Raw genomic sequence first — 19,260 nt, forward strand, 5'->3', positions numbered from 1 at the left:
CGACGGTTCCGTCGCCTTCCTCGCCGCCTGCGACCTCGTCTTCAAGGGCTGGCAGGGCCGAGCGTCTCCTCGGCCCTCCCGGCTGCTTCGCGGCCGCCCTCCCCTCAAGGGCCCTCAAGGGGGAGGGAACGTCACGCCGCCTGCGCCATCCGCTCCGAGCTCATGCGATACGAAATCGCCTCGGCCAGATGGATGCGGCCGACCGTCTCGCTGGCCTCGAGATCAGCCAATGTCCGCGCCACTTTCAGCACCCGGTGATATGCTCGCGCCGAAAAGCCGAGCTTTTCGCTGGCATCCCTGAGCAGCGACAGGCCTGGTGCATCCGGCATCGCGATCTCCTCGATGACCGAGGGTGAGCAGTGCGCATTGGTGGTGGCCGAGGTCGCGCCGAGCCGCTCGAAACGCTCGCGCTGGATCGTTCGGGCGCGGGCCACGCGCAACGCCACATCGGCACTTTTCTCCGCCCGGTCCGGCCGGATCAGGTCGCTGGCCGAGACCGCCGGCACCTCGATCCGGAGATCGATGCGGTCGAGCAGCGGGCCGGATATGCGCGCCTGGTAGTCGGTGCGGCACCTTGTCGCCGAGGCCGACGATGTGCATGTTGACCTTGCCGGGCGCGATCATCACCTGCACGTCGACCGGCACGGCCTCGATGCCCTGGAAAGCGACCGTGCGGACCCGCGCAACCATTTTCTGCCCCCGGACATGGGCTCGCCCGAAGCCCATGCGATTATGCCGCGAACGGCGTCATCTGAGACAACCACAGATTTTGGGCAAAGGCAAGAACATTACGGGAACAATCGAGCGTTGTGCATTGATGGCGTCGCATCGGCTACGCATCGGAAAACCGTTGTTCCGCCAAGCATGGACGCTACTTGCGCTTGTCTTCAACCGCATCCCAGAACAGGCTGGCGATGTCGGCACCGCCGAAGCGTTTTACCTCGCGCACGCCGGTCGGCGACGTCACGTTGATCTCGGTCATGTAGTCGCCGATCACGTCGATGCCGACGAGGATGAAGCCGCGCTCCTTCAGCGACGGGCCGATGCGGGCGCAGATCTCGCGTTCGCGCTCCGTCAACTCGGTTTTTTCGGCGCGGCCGCCGACATGCATGTTGGAGCGTGAATCAGTCTCGGCCGGCACCCGGTTGATGGCGCCGACCGGCGCGCCGTCGATCAGGATGATGCGCTTGTCGCCGGCGCGCACCTCTTTCAGATAGCGCTGCACGATATAGGGCTCGCGGAACATCTGGCCGAACATTTCGAGCAGCGAGGCAAGGTTGCGGTCGGCCTCATGCAGGTGGAAGATGCCGGCGCCGCCATTGCCGTAGAGCGGCTTGACGATGATATCGCCGAACTCCTTGCGGAAGGCGGCAACCTCTTGGCTATCCTTGGTGATCAGCGTTTCCGGCATCAGGTCGGGAAACTCGGTGACAAAGATTTTTTCCGGGCTGTTGCGCACCCAGGCCGGGTCGTTGACCACCAGCGTCTTGGGGTGGATGCGCTCGAGTATGTGCGTCGTGGTGATGTAGTTCATGTCGAACGGCGGATCCTGCCTGAGCAGGACGACGTCCATCTCCGACAGGTCGGTGCGCACTTTCTCGCCGAGCGAATAGTGATTGCCCTTCTCGTCGCGGACCTGCATTTCCTCGACTCTGGCAAACACCTTGCCGTCGCGCAGCGACAGCCGGTCGGGCGTATAATGGAACAGCTGGTGGCCGCGCCGCTGCGCTTCCAGCGACAGCGCAAACGACGTGTCGCCGGCAATCGAAACGGTGGAGACGTGGTCCATCTGGACGGCGATTTTCAGACGCATGGCGGATCTCCGGCGGATCGGATGGGCTGCTTGCCTGTACAACCTCGCCGGTCATCTGCCAATCGCGACGTTCGAGGATTGCCGCTGCAAGCTGGGCGTGTGTCCGTCAGTTGGAGACAAGGCGAGCTGGGCGTGCGCTTGCTGTGCGTGCGCTTGATGCCTTCGTGGGGTTGGCCGCCGCTGCGAGGACGCGTAGTGGGGCGTGATCGTCTTTTTGTCTGACATAAGCCTCGGGAATCGGTTTTTCGCCCTTGCTCCCCCGACCGGGCTGGCTAGGATGCGCGCCGACTGAGCCAGGGAGAAAAAAATGATGCCATCGGCACGCTTTGCCGACCTTGAAGGGGCTTCGGTGCTGATCACCGGCGGCGGTTCCGGCATTGGCGCGGCGCTGACCGAGGGTTTTGCCCGCCAGGGGGCAAAGGTCGCCTTCATCGACATCGCCGACGGCCCGAGCCTGGCGCTGGCCGACCGCATCGAGAAGGAGCTCGGCCGGCGGCCTCTCTATCTCAAGACCGACATACGCGACGTCGAGGCTCTGCGGGCTTCGGCCGCCAGGGCGGCAGAGGCGCATGGCGACGTCACCGTGCTGGTCAACAATGCAGCACTTGACGACCGCCACGCGGTGGAAGACGTCACCGTGGAGTTCTGGGACAACAACCAGGCGGTCAACCTGCGTCCGCATTTCTTCTCCGCACAGGCGGTGGCGCCGGGCATGAAGCGCGCCGGCGGCGGCTCGATCATCAACTTCACGTCGACGTCGTTCCTGATCAATCACCCCGACATGCCGGCCTATACCGCCGCTAAGGCGGGCATCGTCGGCCTGACCAAGGGGCTTGCCGGCAAGCTCGGCGCCGACGACATTCGCGTCAATGCGATCGCACCCGGCTGGGTGATCACCGAGCGGCAGAAGCAGCTCTGGGTCACCGAACAGGCGCTCGCCGCCCACGTGGCCAAGCAATGCATCAAGCAGGTGATGCAGCCGGAAGACGTCGTCGGCACGGTGCTGTTCCTGGCGTCGGACGCTTCGCGGATGCTGACCGCGCAGATGCTGATCGTCGACGGAGGCTTCCTGTGAGCCCAGGATCGTCGCGCAAGGCGCCGGCCGTCGCCGCCGTCGACTGGGGCACGACCCGTCTCAGGGTCTGGCTGGTCGATGAGGCCGGAAACGTCCTTGCCGAGCGCCGCGGCGACGACGGGCTGATCACCGCGCAGGCGGCCGGATTTTCGACCATCCTCGAAGGACATCTGGCGGCGATGGGCGCGCCGGAAACGATGCCCGTCATCATCTGCGGCATGGCCGGCTCGCGCCAGGGATGGCTGGAGGCGCCCTATGTCACCGTGCCGGCGCCGCTAGGTGCCATCCTTGCCGGTGCTGCGCGCGTTCCCGGCCAGCGCCGCGACATCCGCATCGTGCCGGGCCTGGCCCAGCGCCAGGCCGACGCGCCCGATGTCATGCGCGGCGAGGAAACGCAGCTTGCCGGCGCCGGTTTGCCGGCAAAAGGCCGCCATCTCGTCTGCATGCCCGGCACCCACTCGAAATGGGTGCTGGTCGAGGACGGCGCCGTTGCCGGTTTCGGCACCTGGCCGACCGGCGAGCTGTTTTCGGTGCTGGCGGCGCATTCGATCCTGCGCCATTCGCTGGGCGAGCAGCCCAAGCCGGTTGCACCAGGCAATCCGTTTTTCCAGCGCTGGTGCGAGACCGCGCTGGCCGAGGGCGGCGATGTCACGTCGAGACTGTTCTCGATCCGCGCTGCGGGCCTTTTGCAGGACCTGAAGGCCGACGATGCCGCTGCTTGCCTGTCCGGCCTGCTGATCGGCGGCGAGATCGCCTCGGCCAGCCGCCGCTATGGAAAAGGCGCGGCGTCGATCGTGCTGGTCGCATCCGGCGCGCTCGGCGCGCTCTACACTGAAGCGCTCGGCCTTGCCGGACTTGCGGTGAGAGCCGTCGATGCCGACGAGGCGGTGCGTGCCGGCCTGATCGAGGCGGCGCGCGAAAATGGCATGATTGCCCAGACATGATCGACAACAGCGGAGTTGCCGCATGACCGAGACCACATCGTTTCCGAAGCTCGAGCGCGGGCTTGTTGCCATTCTGCGCGGCCTCAAGCCGGACGAGGCAGTGGCCGTCGGTCGGGCGATCTTCGAGGCCGGCATCGAAGCGATCGAAGTGCCGCTCAATTCGCCGGACCCGTTTGTCTCCATCGCAAAGATCGTGGAGGCGCTGCCGGCGACGGCACTAGTCGGCGCCGGGACTGTGTTGACCGCAGCCGATGTCGACGGATTGAACAAGGCCGGCGGGCGGCTGCTGGTCAGTCCCAACATCGATGCGGAGGTCATGGGTCGCGCCATGAATTACGGCATGGTGACGATGCCCGGCGTGTTCACGCCGACCGAGGCCTTCCAGGCCATCCGGCTCGGCGCCTCGGCGCTGAAATTCTTCCCGGCCAGCGTGCTCGGCGCGGCCGGGATCGCGGCGATGCACGCGGTTCTGCCTACCCGGACGTTGGTCGGCGCGGTCGGCGGCGTTTCGGAAAGGGACTTTGCCGGCTACAAGGCGGCAGGTGTCAGCGTCTTCGGCCTTGGCTCCAGCCTGTTCAAGCCCGGTATGAGCGTCGATGAGGTGGCAACGCGGGCGCAGGCCGCAGTCGCAGCCTGGGATGCGGCGTTTGGAGCGGCAGGATGAGCGAAGCCATCGTCTCGGTTTTTTCCGACCATGTCTGCCAGCTCGGCGAAGGCCCAAGCTATGACCCCGCCACCGATACGCTCTACTGGTTCGACATCGTCAACGGCCAGCTTTTGGAAAAGCCCCTTTCCGGCGGTGCGGTCAAAATCCAAGAGCTTGGCCAGATGGCCAGCGCGATCGCCATCGTCGACGACAAAAGACAGTTGATCGCCACCGAAACCGGCCTGCACGTCCGCGATGTCGCGACAGGCAAGATGACGCTGCATACGGCCATCGAGGCCGACAATGCGGCGACGCGCTCGAATGATTCGCGCGTCCACCCCTGCGGCGCCTTTTGGGTCGGCACGATGGGCAAGGGCGAGGAAAAGGCCGCCGGTTCGATCTACTGGTTCTTCAAGGGGGAGTTGCGCCGGCTTTATTCCGACATCACGGTGTCGAACTCGATCTGTTTTTCCGAAGATGGAACCGTTGCCTATTACACCGACACCAGCACCGGCCTGCTGATGCGCGTCGGCTGCGATCCGGCGACCGGCTTGCCGATTGGCGAGCCAAAAATCTTCGTCGATCATCGCAAGGCCAAGGGCTATATCGACGGTTCGGTGCTCGATCGCGACGGTGTCCTGTGGAACGCCTGCTGGGGCGGCAGCGTCGTTGAAGCCTACGGACCTGACGGCAAGCTCATCCGTTCGGTCGCGATGCCGGTGACGCAGCCGTCCTGCCCGGCCTTTGTCGGCAGGGATGCCGACCGGCTGGCGGTCACCTCCGCATGGTCGGGCAAGGATGAGAAACAGCGCCTGCTGGACCCGCAAGCCGGCATGACGTTTTTGCTCGACATTCCGGTCAACGGCCGCTTCGAGCCGCGCGTGCTGATCGCCTAGACCATGATCCGGAACCTCCGGTTCGGAAAGATCATGGTCAAACAGGAAGATCGCGCCAGCACTGTCGCGCAGGCGCCCGGCTGACGTCGGTTACACGAAAGCCCGATACATCAGCCGTGCGATGGTAGGCCAATCGCGCTGCCAGGACCCATTCACATCGATGTCAAGCCGCAGGCCGAAGCTGATCCTTGTCTACGAGCCGGAAAAGGCCTGTTTCGAGCGGCTGGTCGCCGATGGCCACGTGGCGGGGCGCGCCGCCGAAATCGCCTCCTATCTGGCGCAATCGACCGACATCGCCCCTGAGTTCGACGCGCTGGCCGCAGCCTGCCAGACGCGCGGCCTGTCCTTCGCGCCGGTGGCGCTCGACGATGCCGCAAATGTGCTTGCCGGTGAGGATCCGAAGACGACGCTGGTGTGGACGCTGACCGACGGCATCGCCTATTTCCGCGGCGGTGCAGCGCCGGCGCTGGCAAGGCTGAACGGCCTGAAGCTGCTCGGCGCCGATGATGCGCTGTTTGCGCTCTGCCAGGACAAGTTCCGCTCCGGCGCCGTGCTCGGCGCACTCGGCCTGCCGGTGCCGCAATCCGGTTTGGCCCGCGACGGCCGCTGGCTGGTCGAGCCACCGGCTTCGCCAGCCGGCTGGTTTGTCAAACCGAACCGGCTCGGCGCCAAGATCGGCATCTGGCCGGATTCGCGCAGCAGAGATCTCGGCCACGCGCTTGAGCTTAGCCGGCGCGTCTTCGCTGACTATCGCGACGATGTCGTCGTGCAGCCCTACGTCACCGGGCGGAATGCGCGCGCCAGTTTTCTCGGTCTAAAGCCGGACACCGGCGTCGAAGCGCTCGGCATCGTCATTGTCGATTCGGGAAGTGATTTCCAGACCATGGAAGACAGCCTGGCGCTCTACGGCGACACCGGCGAGGCTGCCAGGGCGGCGGGAACCTATGCCGAGCCGGTGCTGCTGCCGGTTGCCGCCAGCCAGCCGCGTGCCGATGCAAGGATCCGACGGATCGCGCAAAACCTGATCGCCGGGCTTGGCCTGCGGGATGTGTTTTCCATCGATTTTCGGGTCGAAGCCGACGACAGCGTCCATCTCATCGAATTCGAGGTTTGCCCCGGCCTGCCCTGCTTCGATTTCCGCGCCTATTGCCGTACGCAATGGGAGATGGGACTCGCCGATGCTATGGCCGAGACCGCCGCGAGCCGTTTTAGCCGATTGGCCGCGTCCTGAGCAGAAACCCTGCGCGAAGCTGCCCAGAGAGCCAAGTCCGCCAGCAAGATGAGCAGCGCCCGCGTCGCAGCTGACCGGCGGCCCAGGATCGTTTCTCGACAAAAGGCTTGCGTTCCGACATCTCACTTAATAAGGTGTTAAGTGAGGAGGCAATCGGTGAAAGTCGACCCTGCGACATCCCCCGCGATGACGGCGCTGGCAGCGCCGGAAGCAGAAAAGGCGAAGCATGTCGGCGGCCGGATCAAGGCCATTCGCACAGCCCGGCGCATTTCGCTTCGCCAGCTGGCCGACATGGTCGGCACGACGGCGAGCTTCATCAGCCAGCTCGAGCGCAACCTGAGCGGAGCCAGCGCCAGCACTCTGATGCGGATCGCGGCTGCGTTGGATCTCGGCATCAACGACCTGTTCGAGCAGACCGAGGGCGGGTTCCACAAGGTGCTTACCAGAGCCGAACGCCCCTTGCTGCCGATCAGCCACGGTTGCCGGAAGACGCTACTGTCGCGGCGGCCGATCCATGAATTCGAGGTTTATTCGGGGGAGTTCGACGTCGGCGGCTCGACCGGCGACGACGCTTACACGCATGGCGGCAAGCACGAGATGTTCGTCGTCCTGAAGGGGACGGTCGAGTTGACGCTGGCAGGCGAGTGTTTCGTCATGAACGAGGGCGACAGCATCGAATACGCAACCTCGACGCCGCATCGCACCGCAAACATCGGCGAGACGCCGGCGCAGGTGCTCTGGATCATCGCGCCCCCGACCAGCGGCGCGGCGGAACTCAATCGATACACGCCCGGACAAGGCTCGCAGCCGGGCGAACCGAACTAATGCGGGTGCAAATAAATGGGAGATAAAACTATGAAGACCAAGATCGGACAGGTGGCCGCACTCGGGCTGCTGATGATCACGACCGCAGCGCTTGCGCAGAGCAAGCCCGTGGCAGGCGAGGTGGCCGAGGGCTCGCTGAAGGGCAAGACGCTTACCTTCGTCTCGTATGGAGGCATTTACCAGGATGGTCAGATCGCCGCGCTGAAAGAGTTCGTCGACAAATCCGGCGTGACGCTGCTCAGCGACGGGCCAACTGAAATCTCGAAACTGAAGGCGCAGGTCGAGTCCGGCAATGTCACCTGGGACGTTGTCGATACCGGCGATTTCCCGCCCTACGTCTATTGCGGCAAGCTGTTCCAGAAGCTGGACTTCTCGAAGATCGATACGTCCAACATTCCGGAGGGCCAGATCAGCGAATGCAGTGTGCCGGCCATGAACTATGGCGTGGTGCTGATGTACAACACCGAAAAATACAAGGATAACCCGCCCAAGAGCTGGAGGGATTTCTTCGACATCGAGAAGTTCCCAGGATCGCGCGCGTTGGACGGCAGCGGCGATCTGTCCGGCGGAATGATCGAGCAGGCGCTGCTCGCAGCCGGTGGGTCGGTCGAAAACATGACGGTTGCCGATATCGACAAGGCGATGGAGAAGCTGAAGTCGCTCGGTCCGGACACGATCTTCTGGAAGACCGGCGCCGATTCCCAACAGCTCGCCGAATCCGGCGAAGCCGACATGATCGCGATGTGGACCGGACGTGCCATGACCGCGGTCAAGAACGGCGCGAAGTACACGCCGGCGTGGCAGGACTGGCTGGTTGTGATGGACCAGATGACCGTTCCGATGGGCGTCAAGGATCCCGACGCGGCGCATGCGCTGATCAACGCCTATGTCGGCAAGAGCGCGCAGGAGACGCTTGCAAAAACCACCTCGTATACCCCTATCCACAAGGACGCGAAGCCCGAAGTGGACGAGGTCACCGCGGCGTTCATGACCAACACGCCGGACAAGCTGAAGCTTGGCTACCAGCAGAACATCAAGTTCTGGGTGGAGAACTTCGAGGTGGCGAACGAAAAGTGGAACGCCTTGATGGCGGGCAACTAGGTTCGCTACCGTGGCAACGAGAGCAATCGACAGCCGGAACACTGTTTCGGCTGTCGCCGCAGACGACCGGCGGCGCTGGTTTCGTGGACAAGCTTTTTGGCTTGTCGCGCCGGCGCTGCTGCTGCTCGTCATCTGCCTTGGTCTGCCGCTCGCCATCGTCACCTTGCGCAGCTTTTCCGAGCCGCAATGGGGATGGCAGAACTATGCCTGGTTCTTCGGCACGCCGGTCAACCTGACCGTGCTTCAGCGGACCTTCGCGATCTCCGCCTGGGTGACGTTGGTATGTCTCATTGCCGGCTATCCCTATGCCTATGTGATGACCGCGGTTGGACCCAAGATGCGGCTCGTCCTCATCCTGTGCGTGCTGGTGCCGTTCTGGGTGAGCGGCGTGGTGCGCACCTTGGCATGGGTCATCCTGCTGCAGGATTCCGGCGTGATCAACTCCGTCATCCGGGCAGTCGGCCTGAGCCCGGTCAAGCTGATCCGGACGCAGACAGGCGTGGTGATCGGCATGGCGCAGGTGCTGTTGCCGTTCATGATCCTGCCGCTCTATTCGGTGATGAAGACGATCGACCTGCGGCTCATGCAGGCGGCACGGAGCCTCGGCGCGAGCCCGGCGCGCGCCTTTGCCCAGGTCTATCTGCCGCTCTCGCTTCCGGGCGTCTACGCGGGCGCCATCATCGTGTTCATTCTTGCGCTCGGATTCTACATCACCCCGGCGCTGCTCGGTGGTCCGCGGTCGACCATGCTCTCGACCTTGATCCAGAACCAGGTGCTCAGCCTGCTCAACTGGGGTCGCGGCGGTGCGATGGGTGTGGTGCTGTTGATCGCGACCTTCGTCCTGCTCGCGCTCGCAGCACCGCTGTCGCGTCAACCGCACAAGACGGGCTCGAGGCGCTGATGAAACAGCCCGGTCGAATCCTGCTCGGTCTGTACTGCCTGCTGGTCGCGGTCTGGCTGGTCGCACCGACAATCGTCGTCGTGCCGATGTCGTTCAACGACAAGAAGTCGCTGGCCTTTCCGCCATCCGGCTTTTCCTGGCAGTGGTACCAGAACTTTTTCACCAATCCCGAATGGTCGGCGAGCCTGGTCGGCTCGCTCAAGGTTGCCGTCGTCACGGCGCTGTTCGCCACCGTCATCGGCACGCTGGCGGCATTCGGCCTCGATCGCATGAAAAGCCGCGTCAGCGGCGTGCTGCGCGCGCTGCTGATCACGCCAATGGTCGTGCCGGGGGTGGTGCTCGCCGTCGGAATCTACGCCGTCTATCTCGATACGCGGTTGGTCGGCACCATGGCCGGCTTCGTGCTGGCCCACACGATGCTCGCCGTTCCTTTCGTCATCATCGCCGTCTCCGCCAGCCTGGAAGTCTTCGACAAACGGCTGGAGACTGCTGCGGCCAGCCTCGGCGCGACCCGGCTGACGGCGTTCAGGACGGTGACGTTGCCGCTGATCGCGCCGGGCATCCTGTCGGGCCTGCTGTTTGCCTTCGTAACCTCGTTCGACGAGATCATCGTCGCGCTGTTCATCACCAGCCCGTATTTGAAGACACTGCCGGTCCAGATATTCTCGAGCATTACCCGGGATGCCGACCCCACCGTTGCGGCGGTGGGCACGCTGCTCTTCATCACGACGTCGCTGGTGATAGGGGCGGGGCTGCTGATCGGTTCGAGACAGGGAAAACGTTGACATGGCCTCTCCATCGACCCGCGGCGCAGCCATCGATCTCAAATCCGTCAGCAAACACTATGGCAGCTTCATCGCTCTCGATAAGGTCTCGCTGCACATCGAGCCGGGGGAGTTCATGACGCTGCTCGGACCCAGCGGCTCGGGCAAGACGACCACGCTCAACGTCATCGCCGGCTTCACTGAGGTCAGTTCGGGTTCGCTTGATGTCGGCGGCAAGAGCGTCATTGGCGTACCGGCGCATAAACGCAACATCGGCTTGGTCTTCCAGCACTACGCGCTGTTCCCGCACATGACGGTGAGCAGGAACGTCGCCTATCCGCTGACCCTGCGCGGCATCGCCAATCCCGATCGCGAGGGCCGGGTGCGCAAGGCGCTGGACATGGTGAAGATGGCGGATTTCGGCCACCGCTTCCCCAGCGAGCTCTCCGGCGGGCAGCAGCAGCGCGTCGCGCTGGCGCGTGCCATCGTATTCGACCCGCCGCTGCTCCTGATGGACGAGCCCCTCGGCGCACTCGACAAGAAGCTGCGTGAATGGCTGCAGCTCGAGATCAAACGGATCCACCGGGAACTGGGCACCACCTTCGTTTACGTTACGCACGACCAGGAGGAGGCCCTGGTGCTCTCGGACCGCATCGCCGTGTTCAACCAGGGACGCATCGAGCAGATCGGCACCGGCCGCCAGCTCTACGACGAGCCCGAGACCTTGTTCGTCGGAAAATTCGTCGGCGACTCGACGATACTGCGTGGCGCAGCCTCCACCTCCGGGAACGAGACCGCCATCGACGTAGCCGGACGGAAAGTGGCTGCCGCAAAACGCCTTGGCGACGGCGCTAAACCCGTGATGCTGCTGCGGCCGGAGAAGCTGAGCCTCGCCAGGCGGGGGAAGGGCGGACAAGATCGAAACACCCTGCCCGGGCGCATCGGTGAAGCCATCTATCTCGGATCGGGCTCCAAATACGAGGTCGTGCTGGCCGACACCTCCAAGGCCATCGTGCGCTCGACGCTGGACGCCGAGACCTTCGCCATCGGCGACGAGGTTGATCTCGTATTCGCGGGCAGCGACGTGAAGCTGTTGGCGGACGACGAAAACGCCGATTTCACGCTGACCTGAATCCTATCTGGGAAAATCTCGACAATGGACGTGAAGAAGAACGGCGACGTTTCATTCTGGTATGCCGACATCGGTGGCGTGCCCGGCCATCGGCCGCCGCTGCAGGGCGATATCGTGGCCGACGTCTGCATCGTCGGAGCCGGCTACACCGGCCTTTGGACCGCCTATTATCTGAAGCAGGCAGCGCCCCACCTCAACATTGTCATCGTCGAGAAGGAGTTCGCCGGCTTCGGTGCTTCGGGGCGCAATGGCGGCTGGCTGTCCGGCGGGTTCTCATGGTCACGCGAAAAATATGAGAAGGCAGCCTCGCGCGCTGGAGTCATCGCCATGCAAGCGGCAATGACGGGTACGGTGAACGAGGTCATATCGGTTGCGGAAACCGAAGGCATCGACGCCGACATTCGCCGTACCGATGAACTGCTGGTCGCAACCAACGAGGCGCAGGAGCAGCGTGCCAAGGCGATGTATGCCCATGCCAGATCCTGGGAACTGACCGACGAACGTGTGGGGTATATCGATGCAGCCGAGATGCGCCGGCGCATAGCGGTGCACAACGCGCGCGGCGCCTTCGTCATCAAGAAAGTTGCGCGGGTTCAGCCCGCAAAGCTGGTGCAGGGGCTCGCCAGGGCAGTGGAGCGCCTCGGTGTCCCGATCTATGAAAAGACGACGGTGCTGTCGATCGAAAAAGGCAAGGTCGCAACCAACCGGGGCGTGGTGCGAGCCGAAAAGATCGTGCGGGCGACCGAGGGTTTTACCGCGGGAATCGCCGGCCACGAAAGACTGTGGTTGGCGCTCAACAGCGCCATCGTGGTCACCGAGCCGTTGTCCGAAAAGCTGTGGAGCGAAATCGGCTGGGATGGCTACGAGGTGCTCGGCGACGCCGCGCACACTTACTGTTATGCCCAGCGCACCCGGGAAGGACGCATTGCCATGGGCGGACGCGGGGTGCCCTATCGGTTCGGCTCGAAGACCGACGTTCGAGGCGTCACCCAGCAGGCGACGATCGACAAGCTGCACAAAATCCTGACGACGCTTCTGCCGCAGACCAAGGGACTCAAGCTCGACCACGCGTGGTGTGGAACGCTGGGCGTGCCGCGCGACTGGTGCACGACGGTGGGCTTTGACAGGCAGACCGGAATAGGTTGGGCCGGCGGCTATGTCGGTCTCGGCGTTTCCACCTCGAACCTTTCGGGGCGCACTCTGCGCGATCTGCTGCTGGGCAACGACACCGAGCTGACGCGGCTTCCCTGGGTCAATCGAACCGTGCGCAAGTGGGAGCCAGAGCCGCTGCGCTGGCTTGGCGTCCATTCGATGTATCAGCTCTATCGAATTGCCGACGAGCGGGAAGCAAAGGGGCTGCCGCGCACGTCGCGGCTGGCCGCCCTGGCCGATCGCATCACCGGGCACTGAACCGCATCACTTCGAGGATTTAGCAATGATCGACTTCAAGACTTTCGCCCACCTGGCGCACATCGACCTCGGTGAGCCCCAGCCGAAACCCACCTCGCTGGAAGGCGATCAGCTGGAAGCAGCCAACACGCTTTGGACGTCGGAGGATGGCAAGATCGAAGTCGGTGTCTGGGAATGTTCGCGAGGCCGGTTCACCGCGCGCCGTGACACGAATTCCGAGGTTTGCCACCTCGTGTCCGGCCGCGTGACGCTGCACGGTCCTGGTGGCGCAGCCAAAAATGTCGGACCCGGCGAATTGCTCGTCCTGCCGCTTGGCTGGGAGGGCGAATGGACCATCCATGAGAAAACGCGCAAGCTTTATATCCTGCATGCGGTCTGACCGACACAGCGGTTGCCGCTGAGCTAAAGCCCCTCGACCAGCACGATCTCGCCGTCGGCTACTTTCTGGCGGATCGCGACCGCCCGCTGATACTCCGGCGAGTGATAGCAATCATGGGCCGCAGCCAACGACGGAAACTCGATGATGACGTTGCGGTCACGACCGGGCCCCTCGACTTTTTCATGTGCGCCGCCGCGTGCCAGGAATTTTACATCGAAACGGTCGAAGGCAAGCTTGGCGGCTGCGACATAGTCCTTGTAACCTTCCGCATCGCGCACATCGACGCGGGCAATCCAATATCCCTTGGGCATGCTTCTTCTCCTGTTTTGGCCGTGCGGACCAATTTTGAAAGTCGCTCCGGCGAGATTGCTGGGGGTGTTTTCGAGAACCGGAGCGGAGCGTACTTAAAGTACGTGAGCACCGGAAGCGGAGAAAACGCCGCCAGACGGCCGCCGGAGTAGAGTTTCGGAATCGGTCCCTACTGCATGTCGCGCAAAAGTGTGCAGCGGTTTTGCGATAACGACATGCATGAAACAACAACCTAAAGCGCGTCGCATGAGGCCGGTCAACGCGACGCGCTTTAGGCCGAGCGCATTTCGTCAAGAATGGCTTCCGCGACCGCTCGCCTGTCGGCGGCGCCGACGATCGGCCGGCCGACGACGAGATGGCTTGAGCCGTTGCGGATCGCTTGCGCCGGTGTGACCACGCGTTTCTGGTCGCCATGGTCGCTGCCCTTGGGCCGTATCCCCGGCGTGACGACGGCCATGTTGGGGCCGACGATCCGGCGCACCGCTTCTGCTTCCTCGGCCGAGCAGACGATGCCCCCCATGCCGGCATGCAGCGCCTGCTCGGAGCGCCTCAGCACCAGCGTATGCGGGTCATGCTCATAGCCGGCGTCGATCACGTCCTGCTCGTCCATCGAGGTCAGCACGGTGACGCCAAGCAGGCAGAGATCGCTGCCCCTGGCGGCCTCGACCGCTGCCTTCATCGTCTTCGGATAGGCGTGCAGCGTCAGCATGGTCATGCCCATCCTGGCAATGGCCTCGACGCCCTTGGCCACCGTGTTGTCGATGTCGAGCAGCTTCATATCGAGGAAGATCCTGGTGCCGCCGCTGGCGAGCTCGCGGGCGAAGTCAATCCCGCCAGCGAAGGCGAGCTGATAGCCGATCTTGTAGAAGGAGACGACCCCGTCGAGCTCGCGCACCACCTTCTCGGCGTCGTTCAGCGTCGGCACGTCGAGGCCGACGATCAGCCTGCCTTGCATGGTGCTGGCGCGCTCCCGGATCACGCCTCGATCCGCGTCGACAGCAGGCGCGAGGTTTCGATCAGCGTGCGGCATAGGTGCTCCATCGATCTGTGCAGTCGCTCGTCCCTGAAATTCCCGTCCGCGTCGAACGCGTTGCCGCCCTCCGGCACCAAGCACTCCGGCGTCACCACCTCCATCTGGCAGCGCACCAGCACGGCGCGCAGATGGTTGATGCAGCGTACCCCGGCGAAATGTCCTTTGGAAGACGAACAAAGGCCGGCGGGCTTGCCGGTGAACGGTCTGAACGACCGCCCGCCATCCGTGCGCACCCGGCTCACCCAATCGATGGTATTCTTGAGCAGCGGCGGGATCGAGCCGTTATATTCGGGCGTCGCGATCAGAAGCCCGTCATGGACCGCGATTTGCCGGGCAAGCTTGATGGCGTTCTCGGGAATGCCTTCCTCCTTTTCCAGATCCTCGTCGAAGATCGGCAGCGGATAGTCGGCAAGCGAGATGCGGGTCACCTCGGCGCCCTGCATGGCGAGTTCCTTCTGCGCTACATCGGCGGTCCTGCCGCTGTAGGCGCCAGAGCGAATCGAACCCGCGAAGACGAGAATTTTCGGGATCACTGCCATCGGCCCCCCATGTTCCCGGACAGGTACAGCCAAGGATCGGCCAAATCAACGCACCGGCCCAAAAATCGAAAAGCCATCTCGGGGGGCACTTGCGTGAGGGTGTGATGAGATTCAGGTCAGGCTGGCCTCACCTGAAAATCGGCACACCCTAATACGCCCCGCGCCGGTAGATCCACAGCTGCGTTGGCGGGATGTTGCGGATGACGAAATGGAAATGCTCGACCGTGTAGTCGCCGCGGCCGGGCGGGATCGGCGACAGCGGGCCGTAGGTCAGCTGCACGATGGGGCGGCCTGTCGGCATGCGGTCGAGAAGGCTTTCGACATAGGCGACGCGCTGGGCGACCGGGAAATTGAGCAATGGCACGCCGGAGATGACCGAATCGAAGGTCAGGCCGCTCTTGTCGCCGAGCGTCGCATCGAGATTGAAGGCGTCGCCCTCGATGACGTTGACGCCGGGATAGAGCTGGCGCAGATGGCGCACGAAATCGGGGGAGTATTCGACTGCGTAGAGATTTTCAGGCTTTACGCCCTGGGCGAGGATGGCTCGGGTGATGACGCCGGTGCCGGGCCCGACTTCGAGCACCGGCAGGCCCGAGTTCGGGTTGACGACGGACGCCATCTTGCGGGCCGTGATGGAACTGGTCGGCACGATCGAACCGACCGCCTTCGGCTTGTCGATCCAGCCCTTGAAGAACTTCAGTTCGTCGTCGAACTTCTCTGCCAGCGCCTTTCGCAGTCCGGGACCATGTGCCATGCAAGTTCTCCTGAACGGTCCCCCGAGTGGCTACTTAGCAGCTACGGGCTTCAAGACAAGGCGGACGCCGGTATAAGCTGTTGATGACGCTAGGGGAGCTTCCGCTCGATTGTAATCTACACCCGATTGGCGAGAGTCGCCATCAGCGCTCGCCGAAGGTCTCGAAAAAGTCCTTCATGCGGGCGAAAAAGCCGCTCGACTGCGGCGAATTATCCTTCGAGGAAAGCTGCTCGAACTCCTCCAGCAGCTCGCGCTGGCGGCGGGATAGGCTCTGCGGCGTCTCGACCGCGGTCTGGATGTAGAGATCGCCGACATTGTGCTGGCGCAGCACCGGCATGCCCTTGCCCTTGAGGCGGAACTGGCGGCCGTTCTGGGTGCCTTCCGGCACCTTGACCTTCGTCTGGGTGCCGTCAAGCGTCGTCACCTCGAAGGAACCGCCAAGGGCAGCCGTCGTCATTGAGATCGGCACCTTGCAGTAGAGATCGGCGCCGTCGCGCTGGAAGAATTCATGCGGCTTGACCGCCAGGAAAATATAAAGATCGCCCGACGGGCCGCCGCGCAGGCCGGCCTCGCCCTCATTGGCAAGGCGGATGCGGGTGCCGTCCTCAATGCCGGCCGGGATGTTGACCGACAGCGAGCGCTCCTCGGTGACGCGGCCCTGGCCGGCGCATTTCGGGCACGGCTCCTTGATGGTCTGGCCACGACCCTGGCATTGCGGGCAGGTGCGCTCGATCGAGAAGAAGCCTTGCGTGGCGCGCACCTTGCCGTGGCCGTTGCACATCGAGCAGGTGACGGGCTGGGTGCCGGGCTTGGCGCCGCTGCCGGAGCATTCCATGCAGGAAATCGAGGCCGGCACGTGGATCTGCGCCGTCTTGCCGGTAAACGCCTCCTCCAGCGTGATTTCCATATTGTAGCGCAGGTCGGCACCGCGCTCGCGTCCGCCTGACGAGCGGCGCTGGCGCCCGCCCATCATGTCGCCGAAAATATCCTCGAAGATGTCGGCGAACCCGCCGGCGCCGAAGCCGTGTGCGCCGCCGTTCATGCCGCCCTGTTCGAAGGCGGCGTGGCCGAAACGGTCGTAGGCCGCGCGCTTCTGCGGATCCTTCAACGTCTCGTAGGCTTCGTTGATTTCCTTGAACTTGTGCTCGCAGGCATGATCGCCGGGATTGCGATCGGGGTGGAACTGCATGGCCAGCTTGCGGAAAGCGCTCTTGAGCTCCTTCTCGTCGGCTCCCTTTTGCACGCCCAGCGTTTCGTAGAAATCAGCTTTCATCTTTTCCCGCAGTCCGGATATTCAACGTCTTGAAGCACTTTGCGTCGTTCGCCGGCACGCTGTTCCGATTTAGGTGCGATGGAGCCGGGATGCCAGTGTTGACACGGGCTTGCCCGCACTTTTTCGATCAGGCGCGCACTTTTTCGGCCAGAGTTGCAAAAAAGCCCGGCTTTGCGCCGGGCTTACTACAGCGCCGCGCGTCCTGTTGGACGCGCAAAGGACGCTGTAGCACTTGATTTTTGCGCATGATCCTTTCCGAAAATCGATTCCGATTTCGGGGTCATGCACCTAAACCCTGCCGTCAGGCCGCTCAGGCCGACTTCTTCTTGTCGTCGTCCTCGTTGATTTCCTCGAAGTCGGCATCGACCACGTCGCTGTCCTTGGCGGCGTCCGCCTTGGCGTCAGCTTCCGCGGCTTCCTTCTGCGAAGCCTCGTACATGGCCTGGCCGAGTTTCATCGAGGTTTCGGCGAGCGCCTGCGTCTTGGCTTCGATCTCGGCCACGTCGTCGCCTTCGGCAGCGGTCTTCAGCGCGGTGATCGCATCGGCGATCGCCGTGCGGTCGGCCTCGGAAACCTTCTCGCCATATTCCTTCAGCGACTTCTCCGAGGAATGCACCAGCGCCTCGGCCTGGTTGCGGGCCTCGACCAACGCGCGCCGCTTCTTGTCGGCCTCGGCATTGGCTTCGGCGTCCTTCACCATCTTCTCGATGTCGGCGTCCGAAAGGCCGCCAGACGCCTGAATGCGGATCTGGTGCTCCTTGCCGGTGCCCTTGTCCTTGGCCGAGACGTTGACGATGCCGTTGGCGTCGATGTCGAAAGTGACCTCGATCTGCGGCACCCCACGCGGCGCCGGCGGAATGCCGACCAGGTCGAACTGGCCGAGCGCCTTGTTGTCGGCGGCCATTTCACGCTCGCCCTGGAAGACGCGGATGGTCACCGCTGATTGTGAATCCTCGGCAGTCGAGAACACCTGGCTCTTCTTGGTCGGGATCGTCGTGTTGCGCTCGATCAGTCGCGTGAACACGCCACCCAGCGTCTCGATGCCAAGCGACAGCGGCGTCACGTCAAGCAACAGCACGTCCTTAACGTCGCCCTGCAGCACGCCGGCCTGGATGGCGGCGCCCAATGCGACGACCTCATCCGGATTGACGCCCTTGTGCGGCTCCTTGCCGAAGAACTGCTTCACGATCTCCTGGATCTTGGGCATGCGGGTCATGCCGCCGACCAGGACGACCTCGTCGATTTCGCCGGCCTTCAGGCCGGCATCCTTGAGCGCCGCCTTGCAGGGTTCGATCGTGCGCTGGACGAGATCCTCGACCAGGCTCTCGAACTTCGCCCGCGTCAGCTTCAGCGTCAGGTGCTTGGGGCCGGTGGCATCGGCGGTGATAAAGGGCAGGTTGATCTCGGTCTGCGTCGTCGACGACAGCTCGATCTTGGCCTTTTCGGCCGCTTCCTTGAGGCGCTGAAGCGCGAGCTTGTCGCTGCGCAGGTCGATGCCCTGTTCCTTCTTGAACTCGGCCGCCAGATATTCGACCAGACGCATGTCGAAATCCTCGCCGCCGAGGAAGGTGTCGCCATTGGTCGACTTCACCTCGAAGACGCCATCGCCGATTTCGAGCACCGAAATGTCGAACGTGCCGCCGCCAAGGTCATAGACGGCAATGGTCTTGCCTTCCTTCTTGTCGAGGCCGTAGGCAAGTGCGGCCGCGGTCGGCTCGTTGATGATGCGCAGCACTTCAAGGCCGGCGATCTTGCCGGCATCCTTGGTGGCCTGGCGCTGGGCGTCGTTGAAATAGGCCGGAACGGTGATGACCGCCTTCTCGACCTTCTCGCCGAGATAGGCTTCCGCCGTTTCCTTCATCTTCTGCAGGATCATTGCCGAGATCTGGCTGGGCGACTGCTTCTTGCCGCCGGCCTCGACCCAGGCGTCGCCATTGTCGCCCTTGACGATCTTGTAGGGGACAAGCTTCTTGTCCTTTTCCGTAACCGGATCGTCATAGCGGCGGCCGATCAGGCGCTTGACCGCGAAGATGGTGTTTTCAGGATTGGTGACCGCCTGGCGCTTGGCCGGCTGGCCGACGAGGCGCTCGCCGTCGCTGTTGATGGCGACGATGGAAGGAGTCGTGCGCGCGCCTTCCGCATTCTCGATGACCTTCGATTCCTTGCCGTCCATGATGGCGACGCAGGAGTTGGTGGTCCCCAGATCGATACCGATTACTTTTGCCATTTTTCTAA

At 63.5% G+C, this 19,260-nt stretch carries 19 protein-coding genes and 1 pseudogene; 12 read left to right on the top strand and 8 right to left on the bottom strand.

The window, feature by feature from the left end; all coding sequences use genetic code 11:
• Positions 1-131: 131 nt before the first annotated feature.
• Positions 132-587: pseudogene (locus NMG80_RS08355) on the bottom strand (magnesium chelatase subunit ChlI family protein); the annotation flags it as partial.
• A gap of 284 nt (positions 588-871) precedes the next feature.
• Positions 872-1,813 (bottom strand): glutathione synthase, encoded by a 942-nt coding sequence (gene gshB / locus NMG80_RS08360; RefSeq protein WP_254017678.1) that lies wholly within the window; start codon positions 1,811-1,813, stop codon positions 872-874.
• A gap of 307 nt (positions 1,814-2,120) precedes the next feature.
• Here gshB and NMG80_RS08365 point away from each other — a divergent pair, with 307 nt between their 5' ends.
• The 12 genes from NMG80_RS08365 (at position 2,121) to NMG80_RS08420 (ending at position 13,117) form a co-directional block, all read left to right on the top strand.
• The gene (locus tag NMG80_RS08365; RefSeq protein ID WP_301943078.1) at positions 2,121-2,888 is read left to right on the top strand and encodes an SDR family NAD(P)-dependent oxidoreductase; all 768 of its coding nucleotides are present in this window, start codon (positions 2,121-2,123) and stop codon (positions 2,886-2,888) included.
• On the top strand, positions 2,885-3,832 hold the full coding sequence (locus NMG80_RS08370; protein WP_254017679.1) for a 2-dehydro-3-deoxygalactonokinase: 948 nt from the start codon (positions 2,885-2,887) through the stop codon (positions 3,830-3,832). Before NMG80_RS08365 ends, NMG80_RS08370 begins: the two co-directional genes overlap by 4 nt.
• Positions 3,833-3,854: 22 nt before the next feature.
• Positions 3,855-4,496: a 2-dehydro-3-deoxy-6-phosphogalactonate aldolase gene (locus NMG80_RS08375; protein WP_254017680.1), complete on the top strand. Its 642-nt coding sequence runs from the start codon at positions 3,855-3,857 to the stop codon at positions 4,494-4,496.
• Positions 4,493-5,374 (top strand): SMP-30/gluconolactonase/LRE family protein, encoded by an 882-nt coding sequence (locus tag NMG80_RS08380; protein WP_254017681.1) that lies wholly within the window; start codon positions 4,493-4,495, stop codon positions 5,372-5,374. The genes NMG80_RS08375 and NMG80_RS08380 overlap by 4 nt, the downstream gene beginning before the upstream one ends.
• A 160-nt stretch (positions 5,375-5,534) precedes the next feature.
• On the top strand, positions 5,535-6,605 hold the full coding sequence (locus tag NMG80_RS08385) for a D-alanine--D-alanine ligase family protein (RefSeq protein ID WP_254017682.1): 1,071 nt from the start codon (positions 5,535-5,537) through the stop codon (positions 6,603-6,605).
• A 156-nt stretch (positions 6,606-6,761) separates the two neighbouring features.
• Positions 6,762-7,430 carry a helix-turn-helix domain-containing protein gene (locus NMG80_RS08390; protein WP_254017683.1) on the top strand — a complete coding sequence of 223 codons (669 nt, stop codon included), beginning with the start codon at positions 6,762-6,764 and terminating at the stop codon, positions 7,428-7,430.
• Between the two features lie 30 nt (positions 7,431-7,460).
• Complete coding sequence (locus tag NMG80_RS08395; protein WP_254017684.1) at positions 7,461-8,531, top strand: extracellular solute-binding protein; 1,071 nt, start codon at positions 7,461-7,463, stop codon at positions 8,529-8,531.
• Between the two features lie 10 nt (positions 8,532-8,541).
• The gene (locus NMG80_RS08400; RefSeq protein WP_254017685.1) at positions 8,542-9,432 is read left to right on the top strand and encodes an ABC transporter permease; all 891 of its coding nucleotides are present in this window, start codon (positions 8,542-8,544) and stop codon (positions 9,430-9,432) included.
• The gene (locus tag NMG80_RS08405; RefSeq protein WP_254017686.1) at positions 9,432-10,217 is read left to right on the top strand and encodes an ABC transporter permease; all 786 of its coding nucleotides are present in this window, start codon (positions 9,432-9,434) and stop codon (positions 10,215-10,217) included. The genes NMG80_RS08400 and NMG80_RS08405 overlap by 1 nt, the downstream gene beginning before the upstream one ends.
• Before the next feature lies 1 nt (position 10,218).
• Entirely contained in the window at positions 10,219-11,328 is a 1,110-nt protein-coding gene (locus tag NMG80_RS08410) for an ABC transporter ATP-binding protein (RefSeq protein ID WP_254017687.1), read from the top strand.
• Positions 11,329-11,352: 24 nt separating this feature from the next.
• Positions 11,353-12,738: an NAD(P)/FAD-dependent oxidoreductase gene (locus NMG80_RS08415; protein WP_254017688.1), complete on the top strand. Its 1,386-nt coding sequence runs from the start codon at positions 11,353-11,355 to the stop codon at positions 12,736-12,738.
• A gap of 25 nt (positions 12,739-12,763) precedes the next feature.
• Complete coding sequence (locus tag NMG80_RS08420; protein ID WP_254017689.1) at positions 12,764-13,117, top strand: cupin domain-containing protein; 354 nt, start codon at positions 12,764-12,766, stop codon at positions 13,115-13,117.
• Positions 13,118-13,140: 23 nt separating this feature from the next.
• Here the strand turns inward: NMG80_RS08420 and NMG80_RS08425 are convergent, their stop codons facing one another.
• The 6 genes from NMG80_RS08425 to dnaK all read right to left on the bottom strand — a co-directional run bounded on the left by NMG80_RS08425 (position 13,141) and on the right by dnaK (position 19,252).
• Positions 13,141-13,428: a DUF1330 domain-containing protein gene (locus NMG80_RS08425; RefSeq protein ID WP_077374344.1), complete on the bottom strand. Its 288-nt coding sequence runs from the start codon at positions 13,426-13,428 to the stop codon at positions 13,141-13,143.
• A gap of 269 nt (positions 13,429-13,697) precedes the next feature.
• Entirely contained in the window at positions 13,698-14,381 is a 684-nt protein-coding gene (pyrF, locus tag NMG80_RS08430) for an orotidine-5'-phosphate decarboxylase (protein WP_254017716.1), read from the bottom strand.
• Between the two features lie 20 nt (positions 14,382-14,401).
• Complete coding sequence (locus NMG80_RS08435) at positions 14,402-14,998, bottom strand: NADPH-dependent FMN reductase (protein WP_254017690.1); 597 nt, start codon at positions 14,996-14,998, stop codon at positions 14,402-14,404.
• 148 nt (positions 14,999-15,146) lie between these two features.
• Complete coding sequence (gene pmtA, locus NMG80_RS08440) at positions 15,147-15,752, bottom strand: phospholipid N-methyltransferase PmtA (protein ID WP_254017691.1); 606 nt, start codon at positions 15,750-15,752, stop codon at positions 15,147-15,149.
• A gap of 142 nt (positions 15,753-15,894) precedes the next feature.
• A complete protein-coding gene (gene dnaJ, locus NMG80_RS08445) occupies positions 15,895-17,025 on the bottom strand; it encodes a molecular chaperone DnaJ (protein ID WP_254017692.1) in 1,131 nt (376 codons plus the stop codon).
• A 310-nt stretch (positions 17,026-17,335) separates the two neighbouring features.
• Positions 17,336-19,252, bottom strand: a complete 1,917-nt coding sequence (gene dnaK / locus NMG80_RS08450; protein WP_254017693.1) for a molecular chaperone DnaK — start codon at positions 19,250-19,252, stop codon at positions 17,336-17,338.
• Positions 19,253-19,260: the final 8 nt, after the last annotated feature.

The organism is Mesorhizobium escarrei (assembly GCF_935825525.1).
Lineage (GTDB): Bacteria > Pseudomonadota > Alphaproteobacteria > Rhizobiales > Rhizobiaceae > Mesorhizobium > Mesorhizobium escarrei.